Raw genomic sequence first — 12,246 nt, 5'->3', positions numbered from 1 at the left:
GGTCGCGCCAGACCACGAGGTGAGGTCGCGCTAGACCTCGATCAACACCGTGAACGGGCCGTCGTTCGTGAGTGAGACCTTCATGTCCGCTCCGAACCGGCCAGTCTCCACGTGCGCGCCCAGCTTCCGAAGCTGGGCCACCACCTCGTCGACGAGCGGTTCGGCGACCCCGCCGGGCGCCGCCGCGTTCCAGGTGGGACGGCGCCCCTTACGGGCGTCGCCGTAGAGCGTGAACTGGCTGATGACCAGCAGCGGGGCGGCCGTGTCCGAGCAGGACTTCTCGCCCTGGAGGATCCTTACGGACCACAGCTTGCGGGCGAGCTGAGCCGCCTTCTCCGGAGTGTCGTCATGCGTCACCCCGACCAGCACGCACAGCCCCTGGCCGACGATCTCGCCGACCGTCTCGCCGTCCACGACGACGTTTGCCCCGTTCACTCTCTGTACCACAGCACGCATACCGACCATCATGCCGTGCGTCCATCCGGGGCCGATCGGGTGGAGAGCCGCTGCACAGGGAGCATGACTGGTGGCACGATGCGTGCAGGCGGTGCAAGCGGGCAGGAACTGCGGGAATGACGCATCGCTGGAGGGGACGGACACCAATGACCACACCGGGCACCGGCCAGCCCATGGCCACCGAGGGCCTGCTGCCGCCACGGCCGCCGAGCCAGCGCGGCGGGCGGCTGGCCGATTCGGCCGCCGTGACGGCGCCGACCATGGCTCCCGCGTCCGCTGCGGCGAGCGGACTGCACGCACTGCGGCTTCCGGAGCTGCGGGCGCTGCGCCGCGCGGCACAGGGCGAGGAGGCGGATCTGAGCTATCTGCGCAGACTGCTGCAGGGCCGGATCGACATCCTCCGCGCCGAGCTGGGCCATCGTCGTGACCCGGCACCCGCGGCCGCCGCGGCACAGCCGTCCGCCGCGCTGGTGGACCGGCTGCCGGAGATCCTCGCGGACCTCCCCTCACGGCACCGCTCCTCGGCCCGCCATGTCACGCTCGGGACGCCGCAGGGCGCCGAGTACGAGCGGCTGGCCGAGGAGATGCTTGCCGAGGTGGGCCTCTCCGATCTGCGGGCCCGTACGGACGAGGAGCTGCGCGGCGCGATGGCCCGCCTCGTCGGCCATGAGCAGCAGGTGTCGCGGCGGCGGCAGGAGCTGCAGCGGACGGCGGACGGCTGCAGTGCGGAGATCGCGCGCCGGTACCGCGAGGGAGAGGCGCAGGTGGACGACCTGTTGGCGTAGGCGTCCGCGGGGTGCTCGCCCGGCCGTCTCTCGGGGGTCCCATCGGGGACTGGCCCAGCGGTCCATCGGGGCTCGCCGAGCCGTCCACAGGGTGCGGTGTGATGAAAGGACCTGGTCCACAGGCTGGGGAAATCGGCGTGCGGCCGGTGGCGGCTCACGCCTAGCGTGTGGGCATGGCCGTCGAACTCCGCACCCCGCTCTCCGATTCCGATCTGACCAGCTGGACCATCGCGCTCAACACCGGCTTTCTGCGTCCCCCGGAGGCGCCGAAGGAGGAGGTGGAGCTGCGGCGGGAGCAGATTGACCTGTCCCGTACGCAGGGGGTCTTCGACGGGGACCGCTGCGTCGCCACCTTCCGCAGCTTCGCGCAGCGGCTGACGGCGGTCGGCGGGGCGGACGTCCCCGCCGACGCGATCAGCAATGTCGCGGTGTCGCCCACGCACCGCCGCCGGGGGCTGCTCAGCCGGATGATGGAGCACGATCTGCGCGCCGCCAAGGAGCGGGGCGACGCGGCGGCCACCCTGATCGCGGCCGAGTACCCGATCTATGGGCGGTACGGCTTCGGCCCCGCCACCTGGATCACCGAATGGCAGGTGGACGTTCCCCGCGCCGGGCTCGACCCGCGCCACTCGGCTCCGGTGGACGGCGGCCGGGTCGACTTCGCCGACGCCGACGAGGTGCGGAAGCTGGGCCCCGCACTGCATGAGCGGCTGCGCGCCCAGCAGCACGGCGTCATCGACCGCCCGGACAGCTGGTGGCGGATCGGCACCGGCCAGCAGCGATTCCCCAACCGCCCCTGGACCGAGCCGTTCTATGTCCTCTACCGCTCCCCCGACGGCTCGGTGGACGGACTGCTCGCCTATACGGCGGACGACCGCTGGGAGGGCAACAAGCGGCCGCACAACACCGCCACCGTGCTCGAGCTGATGGGAGTCACCCCGGCCGCCGAGCGGGCGCTGTGGCACTTCCTGCTCTCGGTCGACTGGGTGACCCGGGTCAACACCGGTAGGCGCGCCCCGGACGATCTGCTTCCGCTGCTGCTCGGCGACCCCCGCGCCGCCCAGGTCAGCACGCACGCCGACTGGCTGTGGCTGCGCCCGCTGGATGTGCCCCAGCTGCTGGAGACCCGTACGTACCCGGTCGAGGGCTCGCTGGTGCTCGAGCTGCACGACAGCGCCGGGCTGGCCGGTGGCCGCTATTCCCTGGAGGCGGGCCCCGACGGCGCGGCGTGTGCGACCACGGCCCGCCCGGCCGACCTGACCATGCAGATCGGCGAGTTGGGCACCCTGTGGCTGGGCGACGAGTCGGCGGCCCGGCTCGCCTCGCTGGGCCGGATCGCCGAGGAGCGCCCGGGCGCGGCGGCACTGGCGGACCGGCTGCTGCGGACACCGCGACGCCCGTGGTGCCCCGACAGCTTCTGAGGTGGCGGGGTGCCCGGGCACGGTGGTGGGCGCCCGCCCGATCGGCACCGGGCGGCCGACGCTGAGCTATCGGCACCGGGCGGCCGACGCTGAGCTATCGGCGCTGGGCGGTCGGCGCTCAGCAGCAGGATTTGAGCAGCCGGCGCGCGCCCGCGCCCTGCTCACCGAGCCGGTCGTACGGGTTGGCCAGCGCGCATTTGTCGATCGACAGACAGCCACAGCCGATGCAGTCGGTGAGGTGGTCGCGGAGGTTCTCCAGCTGTTCGATGCGCTCGGTGATGTCCGCGTGCCAGCACTCCGAGATCCGGGCCCAGTCCTCCTTGGTGAGGACATGGTCCTCGGGGAAGAGCCCCAGCACCTCTCGGATTCTCCCCAGCGGGATGCCGACGCGCTGCGAGGAGCGGACGAAGGCGACCCGGCGGAGCGTATCGCGGGTATAGCGGCGCTGATTGCCGGAGGTGCGGCGGCTGTGGATCAGCCCCTCGCGCTCATAGAAGCGCAGTGCGGAGGCGGGCACTCCGCTCCGCTGGGAGAGCTCGCCGACCGTGAGCTCATGGGTTTTCCAGGTCAATTGCGTCATAGGGCCGAGGGTAGCTTGACTTCAACCTTTGTTTAAGTCCGAGGCTCTTCCCATGGCTACTGACACCGCCGTCTCCACGGCCCCAGCCCCTACCGACACCGACTCCCCCATCCGGCTCGCCGTCATCGTCGGCAGCACTCGCGACGGCCGCTTCGGGCCGAAGGTCGCCGAATGGTTCGCCGGTCATGCGACGCTCCGCTCCGATATGACCGTCGATGTCGTCGACCTTGCCGAGACCCCGCTGCCCATGGACCTCACCCACCGGCCCGGCCCCGATGACCTCGCGGCCCTGGAGGCCGTGACGCCCCGGCTGGACGCGGCCGACGCGTTCGCCGTGGTCACGCCCGAGTACAACCACAGCTACCCCGCCGCCCTGAAGAACGCGATCGACTGGCACTTCACCCAGTGGCAGGCCAAGCCGATCGGCTTCGTCTCCTACGGCGGCATCTCCGGGGGCCTGCGCGCGGTCGAGCATCTGCGGCCGGTCTTCGCCGAGGTCCACGCCGTAACCGTCCGGGACACGGTCAGCTTCCACAACGCGCACGGGCTCTTCGAGGAGGACGGCCGGCTGAAGGACTCCGAGGGTCCGGACACCGCCGCCGGGGCGATGCTCAACCAGCTCGCCTGGTGGGCGCGGGCCCTGCGCACGGCCCGCACCACCCACCCGTACGGCACCTGAGGCCCCCGGCGGCGCCGACCCCGTCGACTCCCGTCGACCGGCGCCGCCGCAAGCGTGGCTCAGGCGGTGCGGCGGCGGAAGAGCACCCCCGACAGCCCGGCCGCCACGGCCAGGATTCCGCCGCACCACACCAGGGCCTGCCAGGCGCTGTCGCCGACCGGCCGGTCCAGCAGCAGCCCCCGCAGCGCCTCGATGACCGGGGTCACCGGCTGGTGCTCCGCGAATCCGTGCAGCCAGCCCGGCATGGTGTCGATCGGCACGAACGCGCTGCTGGGATACGGCAGGAACATCATCAGGAAGGTGAACCCGCCCGCCGCCTCCGGTGACCTGGCGATCAGGCCGAAGCAGGCCGACAGCCAGGAGATCGCGAGGATGAACATCAGCAGGATGCCGGCCACGGCCAGCCAGTCGAGCGGACCGGCGTCCGGCCGGAAGCCGATGAGGAAGGCCACCCCGAAGACGATCGCGGTCGCGACCGTGTTGCGCAGCACGCTCGCGGCCACATGGCCCGCCAGGATCGGGGTGCCGCCGATGTCCAGCGACCGGAAGCGGTCGACGATGCCGCCGGTCATGTCATGGGTGACGGTGACCGCCGTATTGGCCGAGCCGAAGCCCGCGCACAGCAGCATCACCCCGGGGACGACATAGGTGACGTACTCGGTGCCGGTGTGGATGGCGCCGCCGAAGAAGTAGACGAAGACCAGCATCAGCATGATCGGCAGCAGCATGGCGGTGAGCACCGCGTCCAGGTTGCGCCTGGTCAGCCGGATCGTGCGGCCGGTCAGAACGATCGCGTCAGACACCGGCCGTCTCCTTCTCGCCCGTGGCGTCGCGGCTGTCGCCCTCACCGTCACGGCTGTCGCCCTCACCGTCACGACTCTCGCCCTCCGCGGTGTGGCCGGTCAGGGCCATGAAGACGTCGTCGAGCGTGGCGCTGTGCACGGTGAAGCGGTCCACGGCGCGGCGCTCGGGGTCGATCTCGTCGAGCAGGGCCCGCACTTGGGCGGCGCTGCCGTCCGTCGCGACACCCAGCGTCAACCGGTCGGCGTCGCTCCATACGAGCCGTACGCCGAGTTGGCGCGCGACCCCCTCGTAGTCGGCGATGTCGCCGAGCACCAGGTCCAGCCGCTGCCCGGCCACCCGCTCCTTGAGTTCGGCCGAGGTGCCCTCGGCCACCACCCGGCCGCCGTCCACCACGGCGATGCGATCGGCGAGTTGGTCGGCCTCCTCCAGGTACTGGGTGGTGAGGAAGACCGTCACCCCGTCCGTCACCAGCCCCTTGACCACGTCCCACATGGCCTGTCGGCTGCGCGGGTCGAGTCCGGTGGTCGGCTCGTCGAGGAAGATCACCTCGGGGTGGCCGACCAGGCCCGCGGCGAGGTCGAGCCGACGGCGCATCCCGCCGGAGTAGGTGCCCACGGTGCGGCGGGCGGCGCCGGTGAGGTCGAAGCGCTCCAGCAGTTCCCGTGCGCGGCTACGGGCCTCGGTGCGGCCGAGCCGGGTCAGCCGCGCCATCATCCGCAGGTTCTCCTCGCCGGTCTGCATCTCGTCCACCGCGGCGTACTGGCCGGTGAGGCTGATGAGTCGGCGGACGCGGCGGCGGTCGGCGACGACGTCGAAGCCCGCGACACGGGCCCGCCCGGCGTCCGGCGGCGTCAGCGTGGACAGGATCCGCACGGTCGTGGTCTTGCCCGCCCCGTTGGGGCCGAGCAGCGCGAAGACGCTGCCGGGCGCGACCGACAGATCGACGCCCCTGAGCACCTTCACCGTTCCGTAGGACTTCTCGAGGCCGCTTGCCTCAATGGCTGGTCGATGGGCCATGATTCCCCCGCTCCCTCTTCTGCGTATGCCATACGCGCTACTGCGTAGGGTATACACATCTCTAGGATGGCGGTCAATCGAGCACATCTGAGCACCACGCACGTACGGAGGTCCCGAGGCCATGGCCAGCGAGGAGAGCGGCACCGGCCTGCCGACTAGCATCGAGGCCGCCTGGGGACTGCGGGAACGCCCGGGCAAGGGACCTCGCCCCGGGCTGACCCTGGGCCGGATCGTCGACGCCGCCGTGGGCATCGCCTCGGCGGACGGCCTCGGCGCGGTCTCCATGAGCCGGGTCGCGGCCGAGCTCGGCGTCTCCACGATGTCCCTGTACCGCTATGTCTCGGCCAAGGACGAACTGCTGACGCTGATGGAGGACGCGGCCTACGGCACCCCGCCGCCCGGCGACCCGGCGAAGGACTGGCGGGCCGGGTTCACCGACTGGGCGTGGTCGCTGCGCACCGCCCTCGGCCGTCACCCGTGGGTGGTGAACGTCCCGATCAGCGGCCCGCCCTCGACGCCCAACTCGGTGGCCTGGATGGAGCGCGGACTGGCCTGCCTCCGCCACACACACCTCAGCGAGAACGAGAAGATCTCCGTGCTGATGCTGGTCAGCGGCTTCGTCCGCAACGAGGCCCGGCTGACCTTCGACATCCTGGCGGCCAGCCGGCGCAGCGGGGACAGCCTGGAAACCTCCATGGCGGCCTGGGCGAGGCTGCTGGGGAAGCTGACCGACGCCGAGCGCTTCCCGGCGGTGACGGCGGCGCTTCGGGCAGGGGAGCTGGAGACGCCGGGCGGCCCTGACGACGAGTTCGTCTTCGGCCTGGAGCGGATTCTCGACGGTGTGGAGGCGCTGGTCAGCGCGCGGAGCTGACCGTCTGACGCCGCTGACCGTCGGCCGGCCCTGGCCAGATATTTGCACATCCTGGCCATCCGGCCACTCGTCGGTCCCGGGCCCGTTTCGCAGCATGGTGGTCATGAATGTGCTGTGGATTTTCGCCCACCCCGAACAGCGGTCCCTCAGCGGGGCGTTGCGCGACGAGGGTCTGCGCGCCCTGCGGGAGGCGGGCCATGACCACCGGCTGTCCGATCTCTACGCGATGCGCTGGAATCCCGTGGTCGACGGCGCCGACTTCCGCCATGACGCGAGCGAACGCCTCATCGTCGGAGCCGCCTCGCAGCGCGCCTATGACGCGGGGACGCTGAGCGAGGACATCCGCGCCGAACAGGAGAAGATCGCCTGGGCCGACGCGCTGATCGTGCAGTTTCCGCTCTGGTGGTACGGCATGCCCGCCATCCTCAAGGGCTGGTTCGACCGCGTCTTCGTCAAGGGCTTCGCCTACGGGGTCAGGGGGCCGGACGGACGCACCCTGCGCTACGGGGACGGCAAACTGGCCGGTAAGCGCGCCATGGTGGTCCTGACCGCGGGGGCGCCCGAGGACACCATGGGGCCGCGCGGCGTCAACGGCGCCATCGGGGATCTGCTCTTCCCGCTGCACCACGGCACGTTCTGGTACAGCGGTATGTCCGTGCTGCCGCCGCATGTGGTCTACGGCGCGGACCGGGTACCGGCCGAGGCGTACGAGGCCCATGCCGCGGCGCTGCGGAAGCGGCTGGCCGACCTGCCGACGGAGGAGCCGATCCCGTTCCGCCGCCAGAACGGCGGGGACTACGACGAGCGCCTGGTGCTCCGGCCCGACGTACTGCCGGGCCGGACCGGTCTCTCCGTGCACTACGCATGGCCCCAGGCCCCGCGCGCCCAGGGCGCCTTGAGCGACGAGGACCAAGGCTCTCGGGGCGCCCTGAACGGCTAGGAGGGCGAGCGCAGCTCCAGCCGCCAGTCGTTGCACCGCATCATCGTCCCCAGCGGGTACTCGACCTCGCACTCCCCGACCAGGGTGAACCCGGCCTTGCGGCACACCCCGTTCGACGCGGGATGGCCGACGGACGGATAGGCGTGCAGATACCGATGGGTCCGCTGCGCCGCGGCCGCCCGGGCGACCTCCCCCGCGGCCGCGGCGGCGATCCCCCGCCCCTGGAACGGCGGCAGCACGGCCCAGCCGGTCTCGTACACCGACTCACCCCGCCACTCCCGCTCCCAGTACCCGACGCTGCCGACCGTCTCCTCCCCCGGCAGCAGCACGATCCGGTACATCCGCCCGGCGCCCGGCGCCGTCAGCTCCGCATACCGGCGGTGGCGGACCAGGGGTCTGCTCCTCGCTCTCCGGTCCGCCCAGGTGGCTCGTCATCTCCGGACTGTTGACGCCACGCAGCAGCACCAGGCAGGACGCGCTGTCCTCCCACGGCTCGAGCCGCACCCGCGCCCCGCTCGCCCCATTGGACATCCGCCGCCTCCCGCCGTCAGCCCACCCTGCGCCCCCGTTCCGTTCATTCGACCACGGGGGTACGACAACGGCGCCGCGCCCAAATCCGGCCCCAGCCCCGCATCAGTCCTTCACCGGCTCCAGCAGCGCCAGGTCGTCCTCGTCGAGGGCGATCCGCGCCGCCGCCATGTTCTCCTCCAAGTGGGCCAGTGAGCTGGTGCCGGGGATCTGGATGATCGCGGGCGAGCGGGCGAGCCCCCAGGCGAGGGCGACCTGATGCGCGGTCACGCCGTGCCGCTCCGCGACCGTCCGCAGGTTCCCGCTCTCCAGGGCGGTATGACCGCCGCCCAGCGCGAAGAACGGCATATAGGCGATCCCGGCCCCGGCGCACTCGTCCACCAGCGCCCCATCGGCCTGATCGAGCACCCCGAACCGGTTCTGCACCGCCGCCACGGGCGCGATCGCGCGGGCCTCGGCAAGCTGCTCGGCGCTCACATTGCTCACCCCGAGCCGCCGCACCAGCCCTTCCTCCCGCAGCGCGGCCAGCGCGGCGAACCGCTCGCCGAGCGGCACCCCGCCCACCGCCTTGAGCCGCCCCACCCGCAGGTAGACCAGGTCGAGGGCGTCGACGCCGAGCTGCCGCAGGTTCTCCTCGACCAGACCCCGCAGCTGCTCCGGCCGCGCCTCCGCGTACATCTCGCCGGTCGCGGTGCGCAGCGGCCCGACCTTGGTGGCGATGGTGACGTCCGCGGGGTACGGATGCAGGGCCTCGCGCAGGATGTCGTTGGCCCGCGCGGTGGCGGAGAAGTAGAAGGCGGCGGTGTCGATATGACGGGCGCCCAGCTCCACGGCCCGCCGTGCGACCCCCACGGCCGTCGCGCGCTCGACGGCGGGACCGGCCCACCGCCCGGGTAGCTGCATCGCGCCGAAGCCGAGCCGATCGGCCGGTGACGAGAGGTGAGAGAAAAAGGACGAAGAGGAGGAAGACGCGGAGGATGAGTTCATGGGGCAGCATGCGCACCTTTTCGCCCCGACCACAAGATCGGATCAGCCCGACGACCGCTCCAGCAGCAGCGCCCGCTCACGGGCGTTACGGGTCAGGTCCGCCGCCCGGGCGAACTCCGCCCGGGCCTCCTCGTGCCGGCCCAGGCGCTCCAGCAGATCCCCGCGGACGCTCGGCAGCAGGTGGTAGTCCCTGAGGGCCGGTTCCTCCGCCAGCGCCTCGACCAGCTTCAGACCCGCCGCGGGCCCCTCCGCCATCGCGACGGCGACCGCCCGGTTGAGCTCCACCACCGGGGACGGGGCCAGCGCCATCAGCCGGCCGTAAAGGGCGGCGATCGCCGTCCAGTCGGTGTCCTCGTAGCGGATCGCCCGTGCGTGACAGGCGGCGATGGCGGCCTGGAGGGAGTACGGGCCGTGGCCCGCGCGCTGTAGGGCGTCGGCGCCCCGGCGGATGAGCAGGCGGTTCCACTTGGTGCGGTTCTGGTCGGCGAGCAGCACCGGCTCACCGCCGGGGCCGGTGCGCGCCGCGATACGGGAGGACTGGAACTCCAGCAGCGCGGCCAACCCGTGGACTTCCGGCTCCTGGGCCAGCAGCCCGGCCAGGACCCGGGCCAGGCGCAGCGCGTCCTCGCACAGGGCCGGGCGCACCAGATCGTCGCCCGTGGTCGCGGAGTAGCCCTCGTTGAAGATCAGGTAGATGACCTCCAGCACCGAGGAGAGCCGGGCGGTCCGGTCGTCGCCGTAGGGCACTTCGAAGGGGACGTCGGCCTGCGCGAGCGTCCGTTTGGCCCGGACGATGCGCTGGGCGACCGTGGGCTCCGGCACCAGGAACGCGCGGGCGATCTCCTCCGTCGTCAGCCCGCCCAGCAGCCGCAGGGTGAGCGCGACCCGGGCCTGGGTCGACAGCACGGGATGGCAGGCGGTGAAGATCAGCCGCAGCAGATCGTCGTCGATGTCCTCGGCGGTGCGGGCGAGATCCGCCGGGTCGGGCGGTGAGACGTCCTCAAGGGCCCGCCCGACCTCCGCCAGCTTGCGTGCGTAGGTCTCCTTACGGCGGACGAGATCGATCGCACGGTGCTTGGCGGTGGCCATGAGCCAGGCGCCCGGATTATCCGGCACGCCCGACTCCGGCCACCGCTCCAGCGCGGTGACCAGGGCGTCCTGCGCGAGTTCCTCGGCCAGCCCGACGTCCCGCACGATGCGGGCGACGCCTGCGATGATCCGCGCGGACTCGATCCTGAAGACCGTTTCGACCGTCTCGGCGATGTCGGCGGTTTCAGCCGTTTCGACTGTTGCAGCCGCTTTCGCCCCATCAGCCGGGCTTGCTGCCGTCACGGCCCCTATCAGAGCAGCCGTAAGGGGACGGAGCAAGCACTGCCGGCTCAGCCCCCGACGATCTCGCGGACCTCGACGGTGATGGTCCAGAACTCCTCATGGGTCCGCAGGAACCGCTTGGTCCACTCCACGGCCTCGGCCTTGTCCTTGGCCTGGACGATGGAGTAGCCGCCGATGACCTCCTTGCTCTCGGTGAAGGGGCCGTCGGTGCAGCTGATCTTCCCGCCGGACCAGGTGACCCGGGTGCCCTCGGAGGTCGGGGCGAGCCCGGCCGTGTCCAGCATGACCCCGGCCTTGGTCATCTCCTCGATCAGCGCACCCATCCGCTCCATGAGCTCGGGGCTGGGGCCCTCGGCGGGGGCGTTCTGCTCATCGACGCGGATCATCGACAGATAGCGCGGCATGGTGACTCCTCATTCGGCAGACGAAGCGAGATTCGGTACGGAGGCCGGGGGCTTCCCCGCCTCTCACCCCTGCGTCGAACGGGCGCCGCCCCGGATCGACAGACCCCATGAGATTTTTTTCGCCGAGACCGCGCCGCCCCGGCCCCGTCATGACACGCGCCACTATTGCAAGCAAATGCTTGCAATAGTTAGCACACCTGTTGCAGCATCGAGGCATGGCATCACTCAACGTCGGCAACCTCGGCGGGTTCCTGCGCGAGCAGCGGCGCAGTGCGCAGCTGTCGCTGCGGCAGCTGGCCGATGCGGCCGGGGTGTCCAATCCGTACCTCAGCCAGATCGAGCGCGGGCTGCGCAAGCCGAGCGCCGAGATCCTGCAGCAGCTGGCGAAGGCGCTGCGGATATCCGCCGAGACCCTGTACGTACAGGCGGGGATCCTCGACGAGCGGGACCGCGAAGAGACCGAGGTGCGCGGCGTGATACTCGCCGACCCCTCGATCAACGAGCGGCAGAAGCAGGTACTGCTTCAGATCTACGAGTCCTTCCGCAAGGAGAACGGGCTCCAGACCGCCTCGGACGACATCTCCGACCCCTCCGACACCTTCGGCACCGGCGCCGACGTCGCCACACCCTCGAACTGATCCGGGAGGACCATCACCATGGCCATCACCGACGACGTACGCAAGACCCTGACCGACCCGACCCCGCTGTACTTCATGGCGGGCACCGCCGACCTGGCCGCCCAGAAGCTCAAGGAGGTGCCGTCGTTCGTCGAGAAGATCGTCGCCGAGGCCCCGGAGCGCCTGAACGCGGTGCGCAACACCGACCCCAAGGTCGTGCAGGAGCGGGTCTCCCAGCAGGCCAAGGAGGCCCAGGGCAAGCTCAACGAGATGCTGGGCACGATCGACACCGACATCAAGCGGCTGCGCGACACGGCGCAGGACCTCGCCCTGCAGGGTGTGGGCCGGGCCGCCGAGCTCGCCGTGAAGGCGCGGGAGCGGTACGACGAGGTGGCCGAGCACGGCCAGGAGGTCGTGCGGACCTGGCGCGGTGAGGCGGCCGACGAGGTCGTCGACATCGCCGGTGCGATCGAGCCCCACGAGGGGCGCGACGGCAACGCGGCGGCCCGTTCGAAGGCCCCGTCGCAGTCGGTCGCCATGGACTCGTCCAAGGAGGCCCCGAAGTCGGCGGCCAAGCCGGCCACCCCGGCCCCGTCGAGCAACTCCGGCCACTCCGGTCACTCCGGTCAGGCCGGTCAGGCCGGTCACTCGGGCGCGCAGACGTCCGCGGCCTCTTCGTCCTCCCAGGCCAAGAAGGCCCCGGCGCGCGGCACCAAGCCCGCCACCCCCGCCAAGCGGCCGGAGCCGAAGTCGGCCGGCTGACGAGCGCACGTCCACGACCGGGCCGGGTACGCCGGGTACGCCCTGCGTGCCCGGCCCGGTGGG

Annotated in this window: 14 protein-coding genes and 1 pseudogene; 7 read left to right on the top strand and 8 right to left on the bottom strand. The window is 71.5% G+C overall.

Going from position 1 to position 12,246, the window contains the following annotated elements:
• Positions 1-30 precede the first annotated feature (30 nt).
• Entirely contained in the window at positions 31-456 is a 426-nt protein-coding gene (gene dtd, locus BLV72_RS18770) for a D-aminoacyl-tRNA deacylase (RefSeq protein WP_093470424.1), read from the bottom strand.
• A gap of 146 nt (positions 457-602) precedes the next feature.
• Here dtd and BLV72_RS18765 point away from each other — a divergent pair, with 146 nt between their 5' ends.
• Positions 603-1,241 (top strand): RsiG family protein, encoded by a 639-nt coding sequence (locus BLV72_RS18765; protein ID WP_093463615.1) that lies wholly within the window; start codon positions 603-605, stop codon positions 1,239-1,241.
• A 173-nt stretch (positions 1,242-1,414) separates the two neighbouring features.
• Entirely contained in the window at positions 1,415-2,662 is a 1,248-nt protein-coding gene (locus tag BLV72_RS18760; protein WP_093463614.1) for a GNAT family N-acetyltransferase, read from the top strand.
• Between the two features lie 118 nt (positions 2,663-2,780).
• On the opposite strand, the gene soxR is transcribed toward BLV72_RS18760, so the two are convergent.
• Positions 2,781-3,242, bottom strand: coding sequence for a redox-sensitive transcriptional activator SoxR (gene soxR / locus BLV72_RS18755; protein WP_059145925.1), 462 nt, complete (start codon positions 3,240-3,242; stop codon positions 2,781-2,783).
• Between the two features lie 52 nt (positions 3,243-3,294).
• Between soxR and BLV72_RS18750 the strand changes: the two genes are divergently transcribed.
• Positions 3,295-3,921, top strand: a complete 627-nt coding sequence (locus BLV72_RS18750) for an NADPH-dependent FMN reductase (RefSeq protein WP_093463612.1) — start codon at positions 3,295-3,297, stop codon at positions 3,919-3,921.
• 59 nt (positions 3,922-3,980) lie between these two features.
• Here BLV72_RS18750 and BLV72_RS18745 read toward each other — a convergent pair whose 3' ends face one another.
• Positions 3,981-4,724, bottom strand: coding sequence for an ABC transporter permease (locus BLV72_RS18745; RefSeq protein ID WP_093463611.1), 744 nt, complete (start codon positions 4,722-4,724; stop codon positions 3,981-3,983).
• Positions 4,717-5,742, bottom strand: coding sequence for an ATP-binding cassette domain-containing protein (locus tag BLV72_RS18740; RefSeq protein WP_093463609.1), 1,026 nt, complete (start codon positions 5,740-5,742; stop codon positions 4,717-4,719). Before BLV72_RS18740 ends, BLV72_RS18745 begins: the two co-directional genes overlap by 8 nt.
• A 121-nt stretch (positions 5,743-5,863) precedes the next feature.
• Between BLV72_RS18740 and BLV72_RS18735 the strand changes: the two genes are divergently transcribed.
• Entirely contained in the window at positions 5,864-6,613 is a 750-nt protein-coding gene (locus BLV72_RS18735) for a TetR/AcrR family transcriptional regulator (RefSeq protein ID WP_093463608.1), read from the top strand.
• 103 nt (positions 6,614-6,716) lie between these two features.
• Positions 6,717-7,553 (top strand): NAD(P)H-dependent oxidoreductase, encoded by an 837-nt coding sequence (locus BLV72_RS18730; protein ID WP_167746377.1) that lies wholly within the window; start codon positions 6,717-6,719, stop codon positions 7,551-7,553.
• Here BLV72_RS18730 and BLV72_RS18725 read toward each other — a convergent pair.
• The 4 genes and pseudogenes from BLV72_RS18725 to BLV72_RS18710 form a co-directional block, all read right to left on the bottom strand.
• Positions 7,550-8,084, bottom strand: a pseudogene (locus BLV72_RS18725) (GNAT family N-acetyltransferase). The gene BLV72_RS18730 and the pseudogene BLV72_RS18725 sit on opposite strands and share 4 nt — an antisense overlap.
• A 102-nt stretch (positions 8,085-8,186) precedes the next feature.
• Positions 8,187-9,068 carry an aldo/keto reductase gene (locus BLV72_RS18720; RefSeq protein WP_093463605.1) on the bottom strand — a complete coding sequence of 294 codons (882 nt, stop codon included), beginning with the start codon at positions 9,066-9,068 and terminating at the stop codon, positions 8,187-8,189.
• Between the two features lie 42 nt (positions 9,069-9,110).
• On the bottom strand, positions 9,111-10,400 hold the full coding sequence (locus BLV72_RS18715) for an RNA polymerase sigma factor (protein ID WP_425288383.1): 1,290 nt from the start codon (positions 10,398-10,400) through the stop codon (positions 9,111-9,113).
• Positions 10,401-10,447: 47 nt separating this feature from the next.
• Entirely contained in the window at positions 10,448-10,804 is a 357-nt protein-coding gene (locus tag BLV72_RS18710; protein WP_093463603.1) for a YciI family protein, read from the bottom strand.
• 215 nt (positions 10,805-11,019) lie between these two features.
• Here BLV72_RS18710 and BLV72_RS18705 point away from each other — a divergent pair, with 215 nt between their 5' ends.
• Positions 11,020-11,442, top strand: coding sequence for a helix-turn-helix domain-containing protein (locus BLV72_RS18705; RefSeq protein ID WP_093463602.1), 423 nt, complete (start codon positions 11,020-11,022; stop codon positions 11,440-11,442).
• Between the two features lie 18 nt (positions 11,443-11,460).
• Positions 11,461-12,183 (top strand): hypothetical protein, encoded by a 723-nt coding sequence (locus BLV72_RS18700; protein ID WP_093463600.1) that lies wholly within the window; start codon positions 11,461-11,463, stop codon positions 12,181-12,183.
• Positions 12,184-12,246: the final 63 nt, after the last annotated feature.

The sequence above is a fragment of the Streptomyces melanosporofaciens genome (assembly GCF_900105695.1).
Classification (GTDB): domain Bacteria; phylum Actinomycetota; class Actinomycetes; order Streptomycetales; family Streptomycetaceae; genus Streptomyces; species Streptomyces antimycoticus.
This window is presented reverse-complemented; position numbering and strand designations above follow the sequence as displayed.

What these genes read in the sequence shown, in the direction of transcription:
- BLV72_RS18700 (WP_093463600.1), top strand. Translation starts at nt 11,461, where the DNA reads ATGGCCATCACCGACGACGTACGCAAGACCCTGACCGACCCGACCCCG.
- BLV72_RS18735 (WP_093463608.1), top strand. Translation starts at nt 5,864, where the DNA reads ATGGCCAGCGAGGAGAGCGGCACCGGCCTGCCGACTAGCATCGAGGCC.
- BLV72_RS18760 (WP_093463614.1), top strand. Translation starts at nt 1,415, where the DNA reads ATGGCCGTCGAACTCCGCACCCCGCTCTCCGATTCCGATCTGACCAGC.
- dtd (WP_093470424.1), bottom strand. Translation starts at nt 456, where the DNA reads ATGCGTGCTGTGGTACAGAGAGTGAACGGGGCAAACGTCGTCGTGGAC.
- BLV72_RS18705 (WP_093463602.1), top strand. Translation starts at nt 11,020, where the DNA reads ATGGCATCACTCAACGTCGGCAACCTCGGCGGGTTCCTGCGCGAGCAG.
- BLV72_RS18720 (WP_093463605.1), bottom strand. Translation starts at nt 9,068, where the DNA reads ATGAACTCATCCTCCGCGTCTTCCTCCTCTTCGTCCTTTTTCTCTCAC.
- BLV72_RS18740 (WP_093463609.1), bottom strand. Translation starts at nt 5,742, where the DNA reads ATGGCCCATCGACCAGCCATTGAGGCAAGCGGCCTCGAGAAGTCCTAC.
- BLV72_RS18750 (WP_093463612.1), top strand. Translation starts at nt 3,295, where the DNA reads ATGGCTACTGACACCGCCGTCTCCACGGCCCCAGCCCCTACCGACACC.
- soxR (WP_059145925.1), bottom strand. Translation starts at nt 3,242, where the DNA reads ATGACGCAATTGACCTGGAAAACCCATGAGCTCACGGTCGGCGAGCTC.
- BLV72_RS18765 (WP_093463615.1), top strand. Translation starts at nt 603, where the DNA reads ATGACCACACCGGGCACCGGCCAGCCCATGGCCACCGAGGGCCTGCTG.
- BLV72_RS18710 (WP_093463603.1), bottom strand. Translation starts at nt 10,804, where the DNA reads ATGCCGCGCTATCTGTCGATGATCCGCGTCGATGAGCAGAACGCCCCC.
- BLV72_RS18730 (WP_167746377.1), top strand. Translation starts at nt 6,717, where the DNA reads ATGAATGTGCTGTGGATTTTCGCCCACCCCGAACAGCGGTCCCTCAGC.